Annotated in this window: 15 protein-coding genes; 8 read left to right on the top strand and 7 right to left on the bottom strand. The window is 58.8% G+C overall.

Annotated elements, in window-relative coordinates; all coding sequences use genetic code 11:
* Both A3736_RS16825 and A3736_RS16030 read left to right on the top strand, forming a co-directional pair.
* On the top strand, positions 1 to 584 hold a 584-nt coding region (locus A3736_RS16825), incomplete at its 5' end, for an NAD-dependent epimerase/dehydratase family protein (protein WP_156502172.1).
* Positions 556 to 1,845, top strand: a complete 1,290-nt coding sequence (locus A3736_RS16030; RefSeq protein WP_197465640.1) for a glycosyltransferase family 4 protein — start codon at positions 556 to 558, stop codon at positions 1,843 to 1,845. The genes A3736_RS16825 and A3736_RS16030, both read left to right, overlap by 29 nt.
* 23 nt (positions 1,846 to 1,868) lie before the next feature.
* Here A3736_RS16030 and rfbB read toward each other — a convergent pair whose 3' ends face one another.
* Positions 1,869 to 2,930 (bottom strand): dTDP-glucose 4,6-dehydratase, encoded by a 1,062-nt coding sequence (gene rfbB / locus A3736_RS16025; RefSeq protein ID WP_067684982.1) that lies wholly within the window; start codon positions 2,928 to 2,930, stop codon positions 1,869 to 1,871.
* Positions 2,931 to 3,227: 297 nt separating this feature from the next.
* On the opposite strand from rfbB, the gene A3736_RS16820 reads away from it, so the two are divergent.
* The 6 genes from A3736_RS16820 (at position 3,228) to A3736_RS16815 (ending at position 9,741) form a co-directional block, all read left to right on the top strand.
* Entirely contained in the window at positions 3,228 to 4,517 is a 1,290-nt protein-coding gene (locus A3736_RS16820; protein WP_197465639.1) for a glycosyltransferase, read from the top strand.
* The gene (locus A3736_RS16015; RefSeq protein WP_067684978.1) at positions 4,514 to 5,236 is read left to right on the top strand and encodes a GNAT family N-acetyltransferase; all 723 of its coding nucleotides are present in this window, start codon (positions 4,514 to 4,516) and stop codon (positions 5,234 to 5,236) included. Before A3736_RS16820 ends, A3736_RS16015 begins: the two co-directional genes overlap by 4 nt.
* A 2-nt stretch (positions 5,237 to 5,238) precedes the next feature.
* Positions 5,239 to 6,363 carry a dTDP-4-amino-4,6-dideoxygalactose transaminase gene (rffA, locus tag A3736_RS16010; RefSeq protein WP_067684976.1) on the top strand — a complete coding sequence of 375 codons (1,125 nt, stop codon included), beginning with the start codon at positions 5,239 to 5,241 and terminating at the stop codon, positions 6,361 to 6,363.
* A gap of 16 nt (positions 6,364 to 6,379) precedes the next feature.
* The gene (gene rfbA / locus A3736_RS16005) at positions 6,380 to 7,255 is read left to right on the top strand and encodes a glucose-1-phosphate thymidylyltransferase RfbA (protein ID WP_067684974.1); all 876 of its coding nucleotides are present in this window, start codon (positions 6,380 to 6,382) and stop codon (positions 7,253 to 7,255) included.
* Positions 7,256 to 7,693: 438 nt separating this feature from the next.
* Positions 7,694 to 8,779 (top strand): glycosyltransferase, encoded by a 1,086-nt coding sequence (locus A3736_RS16000; RefSeq protein ID WP_067685018.1) that lies wholly within the window; start codon positions 7,694 to 7,696, stop codon positions 8,777 to 8,779.
* A 176-nt stretch (positions 8,780 to 8,955) separates the two neighbouring features.
* The gene (locus tag A3736_RS16815; RefSeq protein WP_082851555.1) at positions 8,956 to 9,741 is read left to right on the top strand and encodes a TylF/MycF/NovP-related O-methyltransferase; all 786 of its coding nucleotides are present in this window, start codon (positions 8,956 to 8,958) and stop codon (positions 9,739 to 9,741) included.
* Between the two features lie 131 nt (positions 9,742 to 9,872).
* Here the strand turns inward: A3736_RS16815 and A3736_RS15985 are convergent, their stop codons facing one another.
* From A3736_RS15985 to A3736_RS17230, 6 genes are read right to left on the bottom strand one after another with little or no spacing between them, the layout of a single operon-like run.
* Positions 9,873 to 11,228, bottom strand: a complete 1,356-nt coding sequence (locus tag A3736_RS15985; protein ID WP_067684968.1) for a hypothetical protein — start codon at positions 11,226 to 11,228, stop codon at positions 9,873 to 9,875.
* A complete protein-coding gene (locus tag A3736_RS15980; RefSeq protein WP_082851554.1) occupies positions 11,225 to 12,409 on the bottom strand; it encodes an N-acetyl sugar amidotransferase in 1,185 nt (394 codons plus the stop codon). Before A3736_RS15980 ends, A3736_RS15985 begins: the two co-directional genes overlap by 4 nt.
* Entirely contained in the window at positions 12,406 to 13,161 is a 756-nt protein-coding gene (locus A3736_RS15975) for a HisA/HisF-related TIM barrel protein (protein WP_197465638.1), read from the bottom strand. The genes A3736_RS15980 and A3736_RS15975 overlap by 4 nt, the downstream gene beginning before the upstream one ends.
* Positions 13,158 to 13,775, bottom strand: a complete 618-nt coding sequence (gene hisH / locus A3736_RS15970) for an imidazole glycerol phosphate synthase subunit HisH (RefSeq protein WP_067684966.1) — start codon at positions 13,773 to 13,775, stop codon at positions 13,158 to 13,160. The genes A3736_RS15975 and hisH overlap by 4 nt, the downstream gene beginning before the upstream one ends.
* Positions 13,772 to 15,049, bottom strand: coding sequence for a lipopolysaccharide biosynthesis protein (locus A3736_RS15965; RefSeq protein ID WP_067684964.1), 1,278 nt, complete (start codon positions 15,047 to 15,049; stop codon positions 13,772 to 13,774). Before A3736_RS15965 ends, hisH begins: the two co-directional genes overlap by 4 nt.
* Positions 15,046 to 15,864: a hypothetical protein gene (locus A3736_RS17230; protein WP_156502171.1), complete on the bottom strand. Its 819-nt coding sequence runs from the start codon at positions 15,862 to 15,864 to the stop codon at positions 15,046 to 15,048. The genes A3736_RS15965 and A3736_RS17230 overlap by 4 nt, the downstream gene beginning before the upstream one ends.
* Positions 15,865 to 15,920 lie beyond the last annotated feature (56 nt).

Here is a 15,920-nt window from a genome sequence, read left to right as displayed (position 1 = left end):
ACTTCATTCATATCTCCTCCTTCTCCGTCTACGGCAGGGCTGATGAGATTGGCCGAGCCACGCCCACCGCACCGACGGGGGATTATGGCCGTTCCAAACTTGCAGCGGATGAAGCCCTCCTCGCGCTTGAGAGCGATCGCTTTGCGGTGACGGTCCTACGCCTCCCGTTGATTTACGGAGACGATGTAGCAGGCAAGCTCGCCCAGCTTTTGCGCTTGTGGGCCAGGACGCGTGTGCTCCCCGTCCCGACCGGCGATGTCCGGCGGGCCATGATCGGCGTAGAATTATCGGCGGAGGTGATCGCTCGGATCGCGACGCAGCCGGTAGACGCGTCGAAAATCGTGTTCGCAGCCGACCCGCGGCCTTTCACCTATGCGGACGCTGCGCGCGCACGTAACGGCAAGAACGCGCTTCGTCGCTTTCCCGTACCGCGCGGGTTCGCCGACCTGGTCGAACGCTTGGCGCCCTCGGTCGGTGGCAGGCTGTTTGCGGACAGTCGGCTCGCGGATGACGACAACCTCGCCATCCGCTATGGGCTTGGCTCGCGGCTCTACCATGATATCGCTGCGGCCGACCTTTCCTAAATTACCCCCTCGTTCGGAAAATTTGATGCCAAAACCTCGCTTGTGGGTCGTGTCCGAGCTCTATTACCCGGAGCAGACTTCGACCGGATATTTTCTGACGAGGATAGCGGAAGGGCTGACCGACGCTTTCGACGTGCAAGTGATCTGCGGCAAACCGAGCTACAGCGAGCGCGGTGTCGTTACCCGGCGGCGCGAGGATCGCAATGGCACGACGATCCACCGGATGCGCGCGACTCATTTCAACAAGGACCGCCTCGTGCTCCGGGCGCTCAACGCCCTCACTCTCGCGTTCACCGCGACCGTGTTCGCACTGCGCCACTTCCAGCGGGGCGACAGAATGCTTGTCGTAACGAATCCTCCAACGCTACCGCCGATCCTCGGCCTGATCGCGCGGTTCAAAGGTGTGTCGAGCGTGTTGCTGGTTCACGATGTTTACCCCGAAGTGCTGGTTGCGACCAAGATGATGCGCAGCGACGGCACGGCGTTTTCGCTGGCATCGGCCTTTTTCAACCGGACCCTGGCAGGATTCGACCGGATCGCGGTGCTCGGCCGCGATATGCAAGCGCTGATCAAGCGCAAGCTGCGTGCGATCGGTGCCGATCGCCCGGTGGAGATCATCCCGAACTGGGGTGATATTGACGAGATTGCTTCGATCGAGCGGACTGCCAATCCATTTGCGATCGAAAACGGACTGGCCGACAAGGTCGTGATTCAATTCTCCGGAAATATCGGTCGCACCCACGACATCGCGCTTCTGCTGGAAGTCGCGAAACGCGTCGAGGATTTGACGGAGGTCGTTTTCCTGTTCGTGGGATATGGTGGCCAAGCCGCCTCGGTCGTCGAGCACAAGGCTGCGAATATTCTCTATCTGCCGCGTCAGCCGCGCGACCGGCTGAATCAGATGCTGGCCTGTTCGAACCTCACGGTGATCGCCTTCAAGGATGCAATGAAAGGCGTGTCGGTGCCGAGCCGCATGTACAACGTGATGGCCGCCGGTGTGCCGATCGCCGCCGTCGCCGAAGCGGATGCGGAAGTGTCGCTGACAATTACCGAGAATAGAGCGGGATGGCACATCGCGCCCGGCGATGCGGATGCTTTGGAGCGGCTCGTCCGCGACATCGCAACTCCGGCCGGACGAAGCGAGGCTGCCCGGCGAGGACAAAACGCTCGCGCCGCGCTTAGCCGCGGCTACACACTGCCGCATGTACTGGATCAATATCGCGCCTTGTTATCCGACTCGGAGGGGCGCCTCGAACGCTAATTGTAGGCCCCCGCTCCTGGCAATCAGCCCTCCGGTTCGCATACTCCACGCCGCTCCGCCGCCTTTGCCGCAACCAACGGCCGCCACCATTCTTCATGCTCAAGATACCAGCGAACCGTCTTCTCGATTCCCGTCTCGAAGGTCTCCCGCGGCTTCCAGCCGAGTTCGCGACCGATGCGAGAGGCGTCAATCGCATAGCGCCGGTCGTGGCCGGGCCGATCGACCACGAAGGTGATCTGCTCGGCATAGGGGATCCCATCGGCGCGCGGGGCAAGACGGTCGAGAGTCGCGCACAAAGTACGAACGACCTCGATGTTCTGTTTTTCGTTATGGCCGCCGACATTGTAGCGGCGTCCGGGTTCGCCGCGTTCAAACACCGCTTGCAATGCGCGAACGTGGTCGTCGACATAAAGCCAGTCGCGCACCTGATCGCCTTTGCCGTACACCGGTAGCGCTTCGCCATCGAGCGCCTTGGCGATCATCAGAGGGATTAATTTCTCAGGATAGTGATACGGGCCGTAATTGTTCGAACAATTCGTTACGAGAACCGGCAAGCCGTACGTATGGCCCCATGCCTGGACGAGATGATCGGAGCCCGCCTTGGACGCCGAATAGGGCGATCGCGGATCGTAAGGCGTGCTCTCGGTAAAGAGGCCGGTATCGCCGAGCGATCCGTAGACCTCGTCGGTAGAAATGTGATGGAAGCGGAAAGCGGCTTGCTCTGTGCTTCCTAGCGTCGACCAGTAGCGGCGCGCCTCGGCCAGCATGGTGTAAGTGCCCACGATATTGGTCTGGATGAACGCGCCCGGCTCATCGATCGAGCGATCGACATGGCTTTCGGCCGCGAGGTGGGTCACGATGTCGGGTCGGAAATCGTCGAGCGCCGCTCTCACCGACGCCGCGTCGCAAACGTCGCCCTGCACGAAGCGGTACCGGGATGAGCAGGCCACGCTGTCCAGGGTCGAAAGCAAGCCCGCATAGGTCAACTTGTCGAAATTGAGGACTTCATGAGCGGTGTTCTCAATCAGATGGCGCACCAGCGCCGAGCCGATGAAGCCAGCCCCGCCAGTCACTAGAATACGCATTGTGCCCTTGCCTTGTAATCTGGATAGCGGTTTCCCGATGTTCCCAACGGAAAGCTTATTCTCATTTTCTTTCCGTAGGCGCCTAGCAGGCAGACTGCGCTTGTTCCAGAACTGTAGTGTCTAGAACGTGCATCGCCCTCCCCTCCATGCACTCCACCTAGCGCGGACCAGGCCGGGAGTATCCGCGCACATCCCGGAAGGCGATACACCGGAATGGTGAGCCCACAGCGCCGGGCCAGAATTGTTGTGCAGGTATTTTGCGTGGACCACGTAAACCTTTCAGCTAAAGCGCTGCCAATGATCGAGAGCAATCCTGCCTTTCTTCACCTCACTACGACTGATCGCGGCGGGGCAGGAATGGCAGCGGTGCGCATTCACCGTGCCTTAGCAAACAGTGGCTTTCATTCGCATATGGTGGTGGGAGACGGTATCGGGGGCGATGGAATCACGGTCTGTGGAGGGCCGGCTGCTTCTCTCCCGCGCATCGCTTCCAAGGCTCTGTTTCGATCGATAACGTGGCCGCGATACTACTTCCGAAACCAGCGCTATGGCTTGCCCTCCATAGCCAAAACCGTCGAATCGGTTGCTGCTCAAATACAATTAAAACCCGACGCGATAGTCGCGCACGCGCTGACCGACCTGATCTCATTCGCATCGGTAAAGCGATTAGCGCGGCGCTTCGACGCACGTGTACTCTGGTCGTTGATGGATATGGCGAGCTTTACGGGAGGCTGTCACTACGCGTGGGGCTGCGAAGGCTATACGACAGGGTGTGGTGATTGCCCTGCGCTGCGTTTCGGTAGTGGGCCGAAAGATTGGTCCGCGAAGACATTGAACGAAAAGAGATCGGCTTTGGCGCAGATGCGCACGACGGTTGTTGCCGCCTCTACCTGGCTGGCGGATCAAGCTCGCGCTTCTGCGCTCTTCTGCGATACTCCGATCGAAATCGTACCGCTCAGCGTCTCGCCGGAAACATTCGCACCACGCGATTCAGTCGCAGTACGATCGGAATTGGGGTTGGATGCATCCCGCCCAGTCGTATTTTTTGGTGCACGCGATCATGGCGACGCGCGTAAGGGAATGAGCATCCTAGAAGAGGCGCTGAAAAAGCTGGCATCGCTCCGTGGACCCGGATTGCTGCCCACGCTACTTGTCGCGGGCAACGGCGCGCCGTTCGAGGCGCTCGCAGGGGAGGGCTATGTGGTGCGCCAGCTCGGGATGTTGCCCCCCGAAGGATTGGCGCAGGCTTATGCCGCTGCCGATCTATATGTCAGCCCTTCCGTGGAGGACTCAGGACCAATGATGATCAATGAGGCGGTGATGAGCGGAACGCCCGTAATTGCCTTCGATGTCGGCGTCGCAATCGACTTGATCGAGCCTGGAGCAACCGGCGTTATTGCGTCCCGCCGCAACGCGGATGCACTCGCCGCTGCGATGACGCACGTGCTCGATTGGAGCGCGGACAAGAAAAAACATGCGACGATGCGCGCGAGGGAGATCGGATTATCGCGATGCTCTCCGACAGCCCAAGCGAAAGCGCTCGCCCGATTGGCATTGAGCGACGAACGCCAGGAACGCCCAGCATGACCGCTCAGGACATCGCGATCGAACCGCTTGAGTGGGACAGCGATTTCTTCGGCTTCCCAGTCGCTCGTCTGACCTTCCACGGTAAATTGACGCTTGATGACGCCATAGCCGAACTTAGGGTCTCCAAGACGCGACTGGCCTATCTCGACGTGGACGCAGACCATACGAGTCTGCGCGAGAAGGCGGAAAAGCTTGGCGGGCGTTTCGTCGGACGGCGAGTGGAGTTGGTTACACACCAACTCGACAGATTGATGCCGGAAGGCGTCGAAGAACTCAGCCACAATCCTGATGAGGCGGATCGCCGCATGGTACGGTCGCTCGCGCTCGCAAGTGGGGAACTATCGCGTTTCCGGATCGATCCTGGCATTACCGACCAGCAATTCACGGCTCTTTACGACATTTGGATCGAAAACAGCATGGCCGAAGGGCACGACCAAGCCGTGTTGGTCACTCGGGTAGCAGGCACGGTCGGTGGCATGATATCCATCTCCATGAAGGATGGCGTTGGCGTCATCGGATTATTTGCAGTCCATGCCGCGCATCGTGGCCGCGGCCTCGGCAGCGAGTTGCTGCGTGGCGCAGTCGTGTGGACAGCGGAGCATCGGGGATCCGCCGTTCAAGTGACCACGCAGGGCGAAAATGCTGGTGCACTCGCCGCCTACGATTCCGCCGACTTCAGTATCGAGCGGATTTCGGACACTTTTCATTTCTGGATCTAAACGTGACGCCCTTCAACAAACCCTATCTCACCGGACGCGAAGCGCCCAATATCGCAGAAGCGCTGGCCGCGCGTAAGCTTTCGGGCGACGGCCCATTCACCAAACGGTGTCAGGCGATGCTCGAAGGATTGCTGGGGTCGGGTAGAACTTTTCTCACCACTTCTTGCACCGATGCGCTCGAGGCCGCAGCACTACTTTGTGAGATAGAGCCGGGCGATGAGGTGATCGTCCCGAGCTACACGTTCGTTTCGACCGCTAATGCCTTCGCACTGCGTGGCGCCATAATACGTTTCGCCGATAGCTACGCGAATCATCCAAATATGGACCCCGCCTCCGTCGCTGCGCTCATCGGGCCTCAGACCAAAGCGATTGTACCGGTCCATTATGCAGGTGTCGCGTGCGATATGGATGCGCTCGCCGAACTCGCCGAACACAACAGTGCACAGATCGTCGAAGATGCAGCGCAGGGTATCGCATCGTCATATAAAGGTCGGCCGCTCGGGACATTGGGCGATTACGGAGCCTTCTCGTTTCACGAGACGAAGAACATCATCGCGGGCGAAGGCGGCGCTCTCCATGTCAATCGAGCCGATCGCGTCCGGCAAGCAGAGATCGTTCGCGAGAAGGGCACCGACCGATCGGCCTTCTTTCGGGGCGAAGTAGACAAATACGGCTGGGTATCGCTTGGCTCATCCTATCTGCCGTCGGAAATGATCGCCGCCTTCCTGCTCGCGCAACTGGAGGATATAGACGCCATCCAGGCGCGGCGGCTGGCCGCGTGGTATCGCTACGCCGCCATTCTGGAGCCGCTGGCGCAAGAGGGCGCGATCGAGCTGCCGACCATTCCCGCGTATGCGACCAACAATGCGCATATGTTCTTCTTGCTCTGTCCCGATTTAGAGACACGCACCGCATTGCTGGAACATTTGAAGGCGGACGGTATTTACGCCGCCTTTCATTACCAAGCCCTTCGATCAAGCCCGTTCTTTGCGGATCAGGCTGGCCCTGACACCCCCCATGCCGACCGCTTCTCGCACACGCTTGTGCGACTGCCTTTATTCGCTGAACTTGGCGAAGACGAGGCCGAGCGCATTGCGCACAGCGTCGTACATTTTTTCAAACGATAACAAGAGTGCAGCCATCATGACTGATCGCAAAGGCATCATCCTAGCGGGGGGAAGCGGTACACGTCTCTATCCGATGACCCGGGTCGCGTCGAAGCAGCTCCTGCCGATCTACGATAAACCGATGATCTACTATCCGCTGACCACCTTGATGTTGGCGGGTATCCGCGAGATACTGGTGATCTCCACTCCCGACGACACCGCGCTGTATCGCCAATTGCTCGGCAGCGGCGAGCAGTGGGGGCTCGATATCCAATATGCAGTGCAGCCGAAGCCCGAAGGCTTGGCGCAGGCTTATGTCATCGGCGCGGATTTCGTTGCCGACGGTCCATCGGCCTTGGTCTTGGGAGATAACATCTTCTATGGGCACCAGTTCGGCGCGCTCTTGGCGCAGGCGGACGCCCGCGAGCAAGGCTGCTCGCTTTTCGCCTATCATGTGCCCGATCCCCAGCGCTTCGGCGTCGTTGAGTTCGACACCGACTATAACGCGCTTTCGCTCGAGGAGAAGCCGGTAGAGCCGCGTTCCAATTATGCTGTTACCGGCCTGTACTTCTACGACGCGCAGGCGCCGGCCATCGCGCGCGATCTCAAGCCCTCGCCGCGCGGCGAGCTCGAGATCACCGATCTCAACCGCGTGTATCTGGAGGCGGGGCAAGCCAGCGTGCGCATCATGGGACGCGGATACGCCTGGCTCGACACCGGTACGCCCGACAGCCTGCTCAGCGCTGGCCAATTCATCGCTACGGTGCAGCGGACCCAAGGGCTGATGATCGCGTGCCCGGAAGAGATCGCTCTCGGCGCCGGCTGGATCGACGCCGCAGAAGTGCGTCGCGAGGCTGCAAAAATGCCCAACAGCGATTATGGCAGATATCTGAGGGAACTGGCCGAGAGCTGAGCAAACGGGCCAGTCCGTCCTCTACCTCGCCCAACATCGATTAATCGACAATTGATCCGGCAAACCAGGATTTTCCTATATTTCCGTCGGCAACGAACTGCGTTTTCGAAGACGATTACATCAATCATCCAAGCTGCGATCTTGAAACTTTCGCTGGTGGATCGTGAAAAACAATTACCCTAACGGATGCGGCGACCCCACGCTGATTAGCGTCAATGGCGGCGGCGTTTGAAAAATTGGGCAATCGCGGCGGTGGCTAGATCGACCCACGCCAATTTGAAAACTTCACTGGTCATCCAAATATTGCGAACGTGATTGATTTCGTTATGGGAGCGACTGAGCTGAGCTCATAGGATCGCTTATGTTTGATCCGTCTTATACGGCTAATTTTTATGGGCTCGCCTAATCCGCGACCGCGCCATGGTGAGCAGGCTTAAAATGCGTATCTTCCAGAATAGTAGTGTCTATCCGTCATACCGCCTACGCCTGCGTGCCCTTACCGCGGGCGCCAAAAGCTTCGACGAGGCGATCGCAGCGTTTCTCGACGACCGGTTTGGAGCTCCTCACTTTTTGCGCCCGGTGCTGGACGGCTCGCGAGACGCGTTTTTTACCAATGGCGATGACGAAGTCGTTCAGCGAATGTGGGCTGATGAAAACGGACTGTCGTCGGGTACGTCACTGGAGGACATTCTCCTTGCCCAGATCGAAGATCATCGGACCGAGGTGTTCTACAATTTGGACCCGATGCGCTATGGCGATGCATTCCTTGCCCGACTGCCGGGCTCGGTAAGAAAGACGATCGCGTGGCGCGCCGCTCCATCCGACAGAGGGGCGTTTTTGAAGTACGATTTGATCGTGAATAACTTCCCGTCTTTGCTCGAGGGTTATCGCGCCTCGGGAGCGCGCGCGGAATTTTTCGCACCGGCGCATGATCCGGCTATGGACGCTTATGCAACCACGGCGGACCGCCCGATCGACGTGCTATTCGTCGGCACTTATTCGCGCCACCATCGCAACCGAGCCGCGATGCTACAGACGATTGCATCCTTACGTAAAGACATGACCGTCGCCATGTGCCTTGATGTATCGCGCTACACACGTCTCGCGGAAACGCCGCTCGGTTGGGTGGGGCCGTTGCGAAAGGATCGACGCAACCGCGATCTTCGCGCCGTAAGCAGACCGCCCGTGTTCGGTCGCGACCTTTTGGCAGTCCTCGGAGGCGCGAAAATCGTTGTGAACGGCGCTATAGACATGGCCGGTCACGATCGCGGAAATATGCGAGTATGGGAATCGTTGGGTTGCAGAGCTGCGCTAGTGAGCGATCAAGGGATCTATCCCCCCGGCATGGATGAGGGCATCCATTTTCAAACCTACGGTACGACGGAGAACTTGCGCAAACTCCTTTTGGAGATGGTTGCCGATCAAACTGCAACAAGCCAACTTGCGACCAGAGGGAATACGATGATAAGATCCCTCTACAGCAAAGATCGGCAGTGGGAGCGGTTCGCCGAATTGGCGAGCTGACTTGCCGCGTCTGACAAGCGACCGGAACCGAAAAAAGCTAGAATCGGTGCTCTACACGAAGACGCGCGACATGAAACAATCGCGCAAGCAATACATTTTGAACGAAACCGAATTGCATATGAGGCGCCCTGCATTATGCCGCTGGCGGCTGAATTGGCGGAAAGGACAACAGCACCGTGAGTTTGAAAGCCAAGCTACAAAAATTGGCCGGTCGCGCTGGCTATCAGATAACACGTGAAGTGCAGCCGATTTATGCTGATCCGTCTGCCACTGAGAAGAACATCCGCCTCGTCCGGGGCAATACGATGTTGCCACGCCCACGCCTGGTGAGCCTTGCGGACCAAGTTGCTTGGATTGCAAAGCATCGCATTCCAGGTGCGTTGGTCGAGTGTGGTGTCTGGAAAGGCGGCGGAGTGGGCATGATGGCTGCCACCCTGCGCGACTGTGAAGCAAGCGAACGCAAGCTTCATCTTTTCGACAGCTTTACCGATATCTGCCCCCCCGATCCAAGTGTCGATGGTGCGCGAGCGGTGGAGGAGGCGGGACACCATCTCTCTGAGATCGGAGCCGCTCAGAAACCGATGACGGGTTTCTACGATTCAGTCGGTGGGCACGGAACGGTCGATCTGTGTCGTGAGCTTCTCGACCGCGGCGTCGGCTATCCCATGGCGAACGTATGTTTCCATCCTGGTTGGTTCGAAAACACGTTGCCGGCGGTACGTGATACTATCGGGCAGATCGCGCTCTTGCGCCTGGATGGCGACTGGTATTCATCGACCAAAGTTTGCTTGGACAATCTTTACGACTTGGTCGTTCCTGGCGGCATCGTGATTATCGATGATTACGGCTCTTATGAGGGATGTCGCAGAGCCGTCGACGAGTTCTTGGAGATGCGCGGCGTACAAGCATTTCTGAGTAGTGTTGATAACGGTTGCTATTTTTTCTCCAAGCCTCGGCAATAGCGCCATCTTGTGACAGGATTGACCTGTTCGACTTTCAAAAACGTAATTACGACGCTGGTCGCAACGTATCTATCCAGATCCGCTTTACGTTCGATAATAACGGCTTCGGCTCACGAGCGGACCGGGCACGCCTATCGAACCCTTGGCGAGGCGACCCCGTAGGACTTGGTATCTTCTGCTGAACGGTAGAAGTAGAGCAGCAAGGCTGCCGCAGCGCCGCCGTTTGTCAGAATGGCGGTGAAGAGAGAGGCGTCGGCGAGAGATGTGATAAAAGGCATCAACATTGCACAGACGATTTGGCGATTGCCCTGTCCTACCAACCGCGACGCGAACCATAGCCACGCAGCGGCGAAAACAAAGATCACTGGCACGCCCCAGGTGCTGAAGCCGGCAATACCATCCGCAGCGATGAAATTCGCGTTATAATTATTTGCGGCGCCGAGTGTCGGCGTCACATACCGACCGATCACTTGGCCGACGGATTCGCTGCCATACGGGTAAGTCGAGAACGCACGCCCTACGAGCGAGTGTGATAGTTTCGTAACCGGATAATTCAGGAAAAACTCGCTGTAGATACCGACTAGCGCACCGGGCAAGACGAGGATGCGAAAATAGATGAGGTCCGATAGCGCGCCTATGAGCCCGCCCATTATTACTCTCGGCGCAGTTATCCACGGTCCCAGAATAGCGAAGAGCAGGATTGCGGCCCTGATGCGCGTGAATGCGACGCGGCCATGGCGAAACGCCAGAAATGTTCCGACCGTAAGCAGCGTCGACCCGAGCACCACCTTGGCCGCCAGGGTGGAATAGATTAGCACCTGTCCGGCTAGCGCCATAGCTACCAGAGACCAGCGCCGCTGTGCCAGACCGATGACCAGCAGGAATGGATTTACCGCGCCGCTCATGAACCCCATGACGTAAACTATGGCAGCTCCACCCAGACCGGACGTGCTGCTTCGCTGGTCGTAAACTTCTTCGATGCTTGCGAGGCTCAAGGAACCGCCAAAAACCGCCAAGATGGAGAGATTGCCGAGTATCCAGCAGACGATCACGCCCTGCCACAATGCCTGCCGCGATAAGCGCAATGGCGGAAATGGCGCTCCATCACGCAGAAAAGCGATGAACACGACCGCGGATCCCAGCGCCAGCGTCTCGAGCAGCAGAAGGTCGTCGGTAAGCAGGGTTCCCTGCTGCGGTGGTATGGTAACCGTTGGAATGAACAGAAGGAAGCAGAGCACCCATTTGGCAAATCCGACGACTGTCCAGCTGCGCGCCGGCAACATTGCCCCCAGCAATCCCGCCGCCGCCACCGACAGCGCCGTGACCGACGGTTCTGGCGGCGTGTACCAGAATCCCAGATACCCCCATATTTTGGAAAGCTCGCGATAGGTGAGGATCAGGAAGAACCCGTAAAAGGCCGCGACCCCTCCATTCAGCAGGTGCCTCAGCGGTATGGGTAGCCCCTGATCCGAGTTGGCCGCCGTCATCGCCGGATCCACCCCATCAATCGTCGCAGAGCACTGCGAAGGCGCATCATCCGGTCGCTCATTCTTTTGTCGCTATCGAAAGCATCGTGCGGCATCGTAGGCGCGTCGATTAGCGCGGCAAGCTCGGCCGGGTCCATGCCCAGTTTCTTGGCGACAAAACGCGTGTCGCGTTCCGCCTGTCGCGCCGTGGTGATTGGCTTCGCTAATTCCGCGATTGCCTCGTCGCGTGTCATCTGTCCCGCGACGATGAGCGACGAATAGAACAGCCGCCGTTTGTCGAAACGCAGTTTCCGTGGAAGGTAAACTTCCTGATAGAATTTGGTAAATCGCGACTCGCTGTGCTTGGGTCCGTAGTCGCGCCAAGCATAATGGTCTTCAAGCTCGCATCGCGCCGCCTCTTTGTCGTAATCGATGAAATCGAGCGGGCGGTAGCGTTTAGGCAGACCGCGTATTCTTGTCGTCCAGAGGTATTCGGCCATCGTCATGATCGGATAGGCAGCTAGAGACTCTTCACCCAATGCCGCATGGACCGCCCGCACATGCTTCCCGTCAGTAGAGCTCGGCCCGTCATGCGGAATATGGAGATTTTCCGACGAAAAATTTACGCCCGACAAGAAACTTTTCACGTCGTATTGCCGCGCGACACGCAGGAGGGTCGCGAAGAACGCGTGATCCTGTGGGAAGTCTTGGTTGAGGACATTGGCTCGCAGGAACGCGCGCTGCACGTCACGCACTTCGCTCCATTCGATGACTTCGGTCACAAGATCGAGGTCGAGCGCGCGGACCAACTTCTCGATATTGTTTACTGCAGGTTCGCTGTTCCACCCGGCATCGACATGTACCGCCAAGAGGCGCAGCCCGTGCCGAGTTGCCATCAAATGCGCGAGATAGGCGCTATCGATCCCGCCGCTCAGTCCGACCAGTGCGTCGTACCGGCTTCCTTGGCCCTCTTCCTTAAGTTGCGCAACGAGCGCGGCCATGCGCCGCTCCCCCTCCGCCCCTGGCCACCACTCAGTCGGCATGCGCGCGAGCGCATCCTTGCAGCAATTGCATTGCCCGTCCGGGTCGATGGACACGCCATCGACACCCTCGGTCATGACGCAGAAGTTGCAGATTGCCGCGTTGCCAAGCGGCGTTGTAACTGCGCCCACGTCGATTTGAATGTCTGCTTCTGAAATCATGGGGCGCCACCTGTCTTATCCGTTAGATCTTCCGGGTAGGTGACAAGAACGGCGCGAAGCCGCCCGATAAAACTGAATGTGCTGCCCGAAGCGGCTGCAGCGGCGCCCGCGTCGATAGCTTCGGCGAGGTGCGCCACCTCGCCCGCTCCACCTAGCGCGATCACCGGTACAGGGAGCTCGGCAGCGACTGTGCCGATCATGGCCAGGTCCATACCCGTTCGCGCTCCATCGCGCTCGATCGATTGTATAATCACCTCTCCTGCTCCCGCTGCGACAGCGGCTTTCGCCAGCGCGAGCGGAGAAAGGCCCGTATCGCGCTGCCCGCCATCAACGAAAGCATGCCCGCCTCGATAATCGACACATGCGACCACGGAGGACGAACCATATACGCCCGCCAGCGCGCCGATCAGGGCGGGGTTGGTCGTGCCGGCACCCAGCACGAACTTCTCGACCCCGTTTCGCACCAGCGGCGCGCATTGCCTGACGTCACGAAGCCCTCCACCATAGGCAAGAGGCATGAAGCATTCGCCCGCAAGCTCGGCGACGAAGCCGTGATCGATCTCGTACCCATCCCGCCCTGCATCGATGTCGAGGATGCAAAGCTCGTCCACCTCCTTCTCGTTGAACAAGCGAATGACGTTGAAGGGATCGCCGACGTACGTACGCTCACCGAAGGCAACCGTCTTTACTAGCCGCCGCTGGCGATCGAGCAGCAGAACAGGGATATAGCGGGGGCGCTCGATGTCACTCATAGTCGGGCAAACGCTTCGAGAAGGGACATGCCGTGGCGGTGACTCTTCTCGGGATGGAATTGCACTCCGTGCAGCGTATCGCGTGAGACTGCGACGGTCACTTGGTCGCCGCCGCGCAAAATCGTGCCCGCGACATCGTTCGGTTCTGCGCAGATCATATGGTAGCTATGTACGAAATAGAAGCGCTCCGGCCTTGTGGCATTATCGAGGAGCGGGGACATGCGCGGCTTTTCGAGCATGTGCCAGCCGATGTTCGGCACCGAAAGTTTCTTGCCATCGCGCCCGATTGCAGGAAGCCGCACGGTCACCGCGTCTATGAGACCCAAGCCGGGTAACTTGCCCTCCTCGCTTGATCGACCGAGCAGCTGCATGCCGAGGCAGACACCGAGCATATGGGCCCCACGCGCCGCGGCGTCGTGTAGCGGCGCTACGAGATCACGCGCGGCGAGTTGGCGCATCGCATGATCGAACGCGCCCACCCCCGGAAGGACCAGATGATCCGCGCGCGCGATTGCCGCCGCATCGTCGGTGGGTACCGCGTCGAAGCCTAAATGGCCGAACATGTTGACGAGGCTGGCAATGTTACCAACGCCATAATCGACGATACGGATCATCTAGGGTCGCTCTCCACAAGCAGCGTATCGGTTGCGATCGCGGGGGCACTCAGCGGATGTTTCAGCGCATTTGCGCATAGAATGAGGAAGACAATATTGGCAATCACCAGCAATGCGCTGTGCAACGCGACGGAAAGTACTACCGAGAGGTTGAGGATCGGGACAGCAGCCCAGAGTCCGATCAACGCCGTCAGCCGCGTCACGTCCCAAACCATCTGGGTTTTTTGTCGACCCACCACGCTCAGCGTCATGTTGACGCCGCCCGTAACCAGCCCGACGAACGTGGCCGGAGCCAAGACTTGTGCCAGCGTTCCGGCTAGCTCCCATTCGCTCCCGAAAAGCAGCACGAAAGCCGTCGGAGCAAGCAGGATGACCAATATTGTCGGGACGATCCCGATAAGGGCGAGCCACCGCAGGATACTGATGAATTGCGTCCTCGCTTCGGTTCCGGTGCGCATCGCCGTGGCAAGTTGCCCCATGAATGCTTGCGATACCGATGTCGCAACTACCGCGACAGGAAGCGACATGACCCGATCGACAAGCGCATATTGACCCGCCGCATTTGCATCAAAGGTTGCGTAGATCATGATCGGAGTGATCGTGACGCCTGCGGAATTGATTATGAAGCCCGGCAACGCGACGAGCGGATATTCGCGATATCGGCTTGCGACCTTAAGGATCGACACGCGACCGACCTGGCTCATCGGGGTACGTTTGCGCATCCAACGATAAAGCCAGGCGAGGCTTGTAATGCGCCCCAAAAGGTCGGCGATGACGAGACCACTATTGCCAATGCGCGCCACGCCAAGTGCCACACCTATCGCAGCATAGCTGACGGCTTGTGCCACTTTGCTGTTGGCATTCACCGAAAAGCGTTCATCGCGGATCGCGACGTAGAGTAGCACCTGACCGACGCTCGTTGCCACCATTGCGGCAATCGGCGTCCAGAGAGGAAACGGCGATTGGCTCAGCCAGCTCTCCGGAAAAAGTGCTGCCCCCACATAGGCAATCGCCAGAATCAAGGCAGCCACAATAACATTTGCGCGCAGGCACAGTCTCAGAAGCGAGGGAAGCTCGTTATCCTCGGCACGTAGGATCGCGATATCGTAACGGAGGCTTGGCAATACGATCAACATCGTCAGCACAGAAAGATACAGCTGAAGATGACCGAAAGCGGCCGGGTCGAATAAACGCGTGAGGACCGGCAGGATCAGGACCGCCACAGCCTGCGCGATGACGGTGCCGCGCATCACTGTGACGATATTACGAATCATGCCGACTTGACTTCAGATAAATCCATACGCGCGCGTACATGCTCGACGAAATTGGCAGGAATTTCGGCGCCGAAACCGGACTCGATGTCGCGCGAAGGATCTTCGTCAATTGGAACGATCGACTGCCCCGGATATGAGATACGCGGCGCGTTCCCCAAAAATGCTCCCCAAAGGCTGAAGCCCGAGCCCGAAGCAATCAATGCTGCGCCCTGCCCGATTTGGAGCAGATCGGTCACGGAAGCCTGCCGGGGAACCTGCGTGACACTCTTGTGCGCAAGCAGAGGCGCGAGATCTGCGCTGGAGCCATCGGAAAAGACAAGTGCAGGAACGTCTTCTTTCAATGCATTGCGCAGCGCTTCGAGTCGGTCGCCATACCAATCGATCGGCAAGCGTGTATTCGTCGCTGCAGCATCCACGTCACCTGACGGCTTCTTAAAATCCCCCAACCGGACATGAACCGCGATGAACGGGGCGTGTTGTCTTTCAGGGCGATATTGGGGGCGCGTCATGGCCAGGAGTTCCTCGCGCAAAAAGGTCCCATGACCAATCACTTGCGCGAAGGACTTCTTCTCATTGTCTTTGACCGCATTATGCACGCAAACAAGGACCGGTTTAGCTCCCGATCCAACATGTTCGGAAACCGATCCCGGCCATTCGGTGCCGATCTGGACCCGACGTGCCCTAGTCAATATCGTGAGCCGCCGCAGACCCGCGACCGCGCTTCCGCTGCGGAATAGTCGAAAGTAATTACGCTTGTCGCGCTCGCGGCGCAGATACGGACCTATTCTCGGCTTCAGCCAGAACGGCGCAAGCATTGTCGCTCCGGTCTGCTCGCACCACAGGCGGCAGCGCGCCCATGCTAGCAATCCGT

The organism is Erythrobacter sp. HI0063, from assembly GCF_001635685.1.
GTDB lineage: Bacteria > Pseudomonadota > Alphaproteobacteria > Sphingomonadales > Sphingomonadaceae > Qipengyuania.
The sequence above is the reverse complement of the archived record's forward strand: the minus strand, read 5'-3'. Positions and strand labels throughout refer to the sequence as shown.

Coding starts and splice junctions, on each gene's coding strand:
- A3736_RS16030 (WP_197465640.1), top strand. CDS start 556: ATGATATCGCTGCGGCCGACCTTTCCTAAATTACCCCCTCGTTCGGAA.
- rfbB (WP_067684982.1), bottom strand. CDS start 2,930: ATGCGTATTCTAGTGACTGGCGGGGCTGGCTTCATCGGCTCGGCGCTG.
- A3736_RS16820 (WP_197465639.1), top strand. CDS start 3,228: ATGATCGAGAGCAATCCTGCCTTTCTTCACCTCACTACGACTGATCGC.
- A3736_RS16015 (WP_067684978.1), top strand. CDS start 4,514: ATGACCGCTCAGGACATCGCGATCGAACCGCTTGAGTGGGACAGCGAT.
- rfbA (WP_067684974.1), top strand. CDS start 6,380: ATGACTGATCGCAAAGGCATCATCCTAGCGGGGGGAAGCGGTACACGT.
- A3736_RS16000 (WP_067685018.1), top strand. CDS start 7,694: ATGCGTATCTTCCAGAATAGTAGTGTCTATCCGTCATACCGCCTACGC.
- A3736_RS15985 (WP_067684968.1), bottom strand. CDS start 11,228: ATGACGGCGGCCAACTCGGATCAGGGGCTACCCATACCGCTGAGGCAC.
- A3736_RS15980 (WP_082851554.1), bottom strand. CDS start 12,409: ATGATTTCAGAAGCAGACATTCAAATCGACGTGGGCGCAGTTACAACG.
- A3736_RS15975 (WP_197465638.1), bottom strand. CDS start 13,161: ATGAGTGACATCGAGCGCCCCCGCTATATCCCTGTTCTGCTGCTCGAT.
- hisH (WP_067684966.1), bottom strand. CDS start 13,775: ATGATCCGTATCGTCGATTATGGCGTTGGTAACATTGCCAGCCTCGTC.
- A3736_RS15965 (WP_067684964.1), bottom strand. CDS start 15,049: ATGATTCGTAATATCGTCACAGTGATGCGCGGCACCGTCATCGCGCAG.
- A3736_RS17230 (WP_156502171.1), bottom strand. CDS start 15,864: ATGCTTGCGCCGTTCTGGCTGAAGCCGAGAATAGGTCCGTATCTGCGC.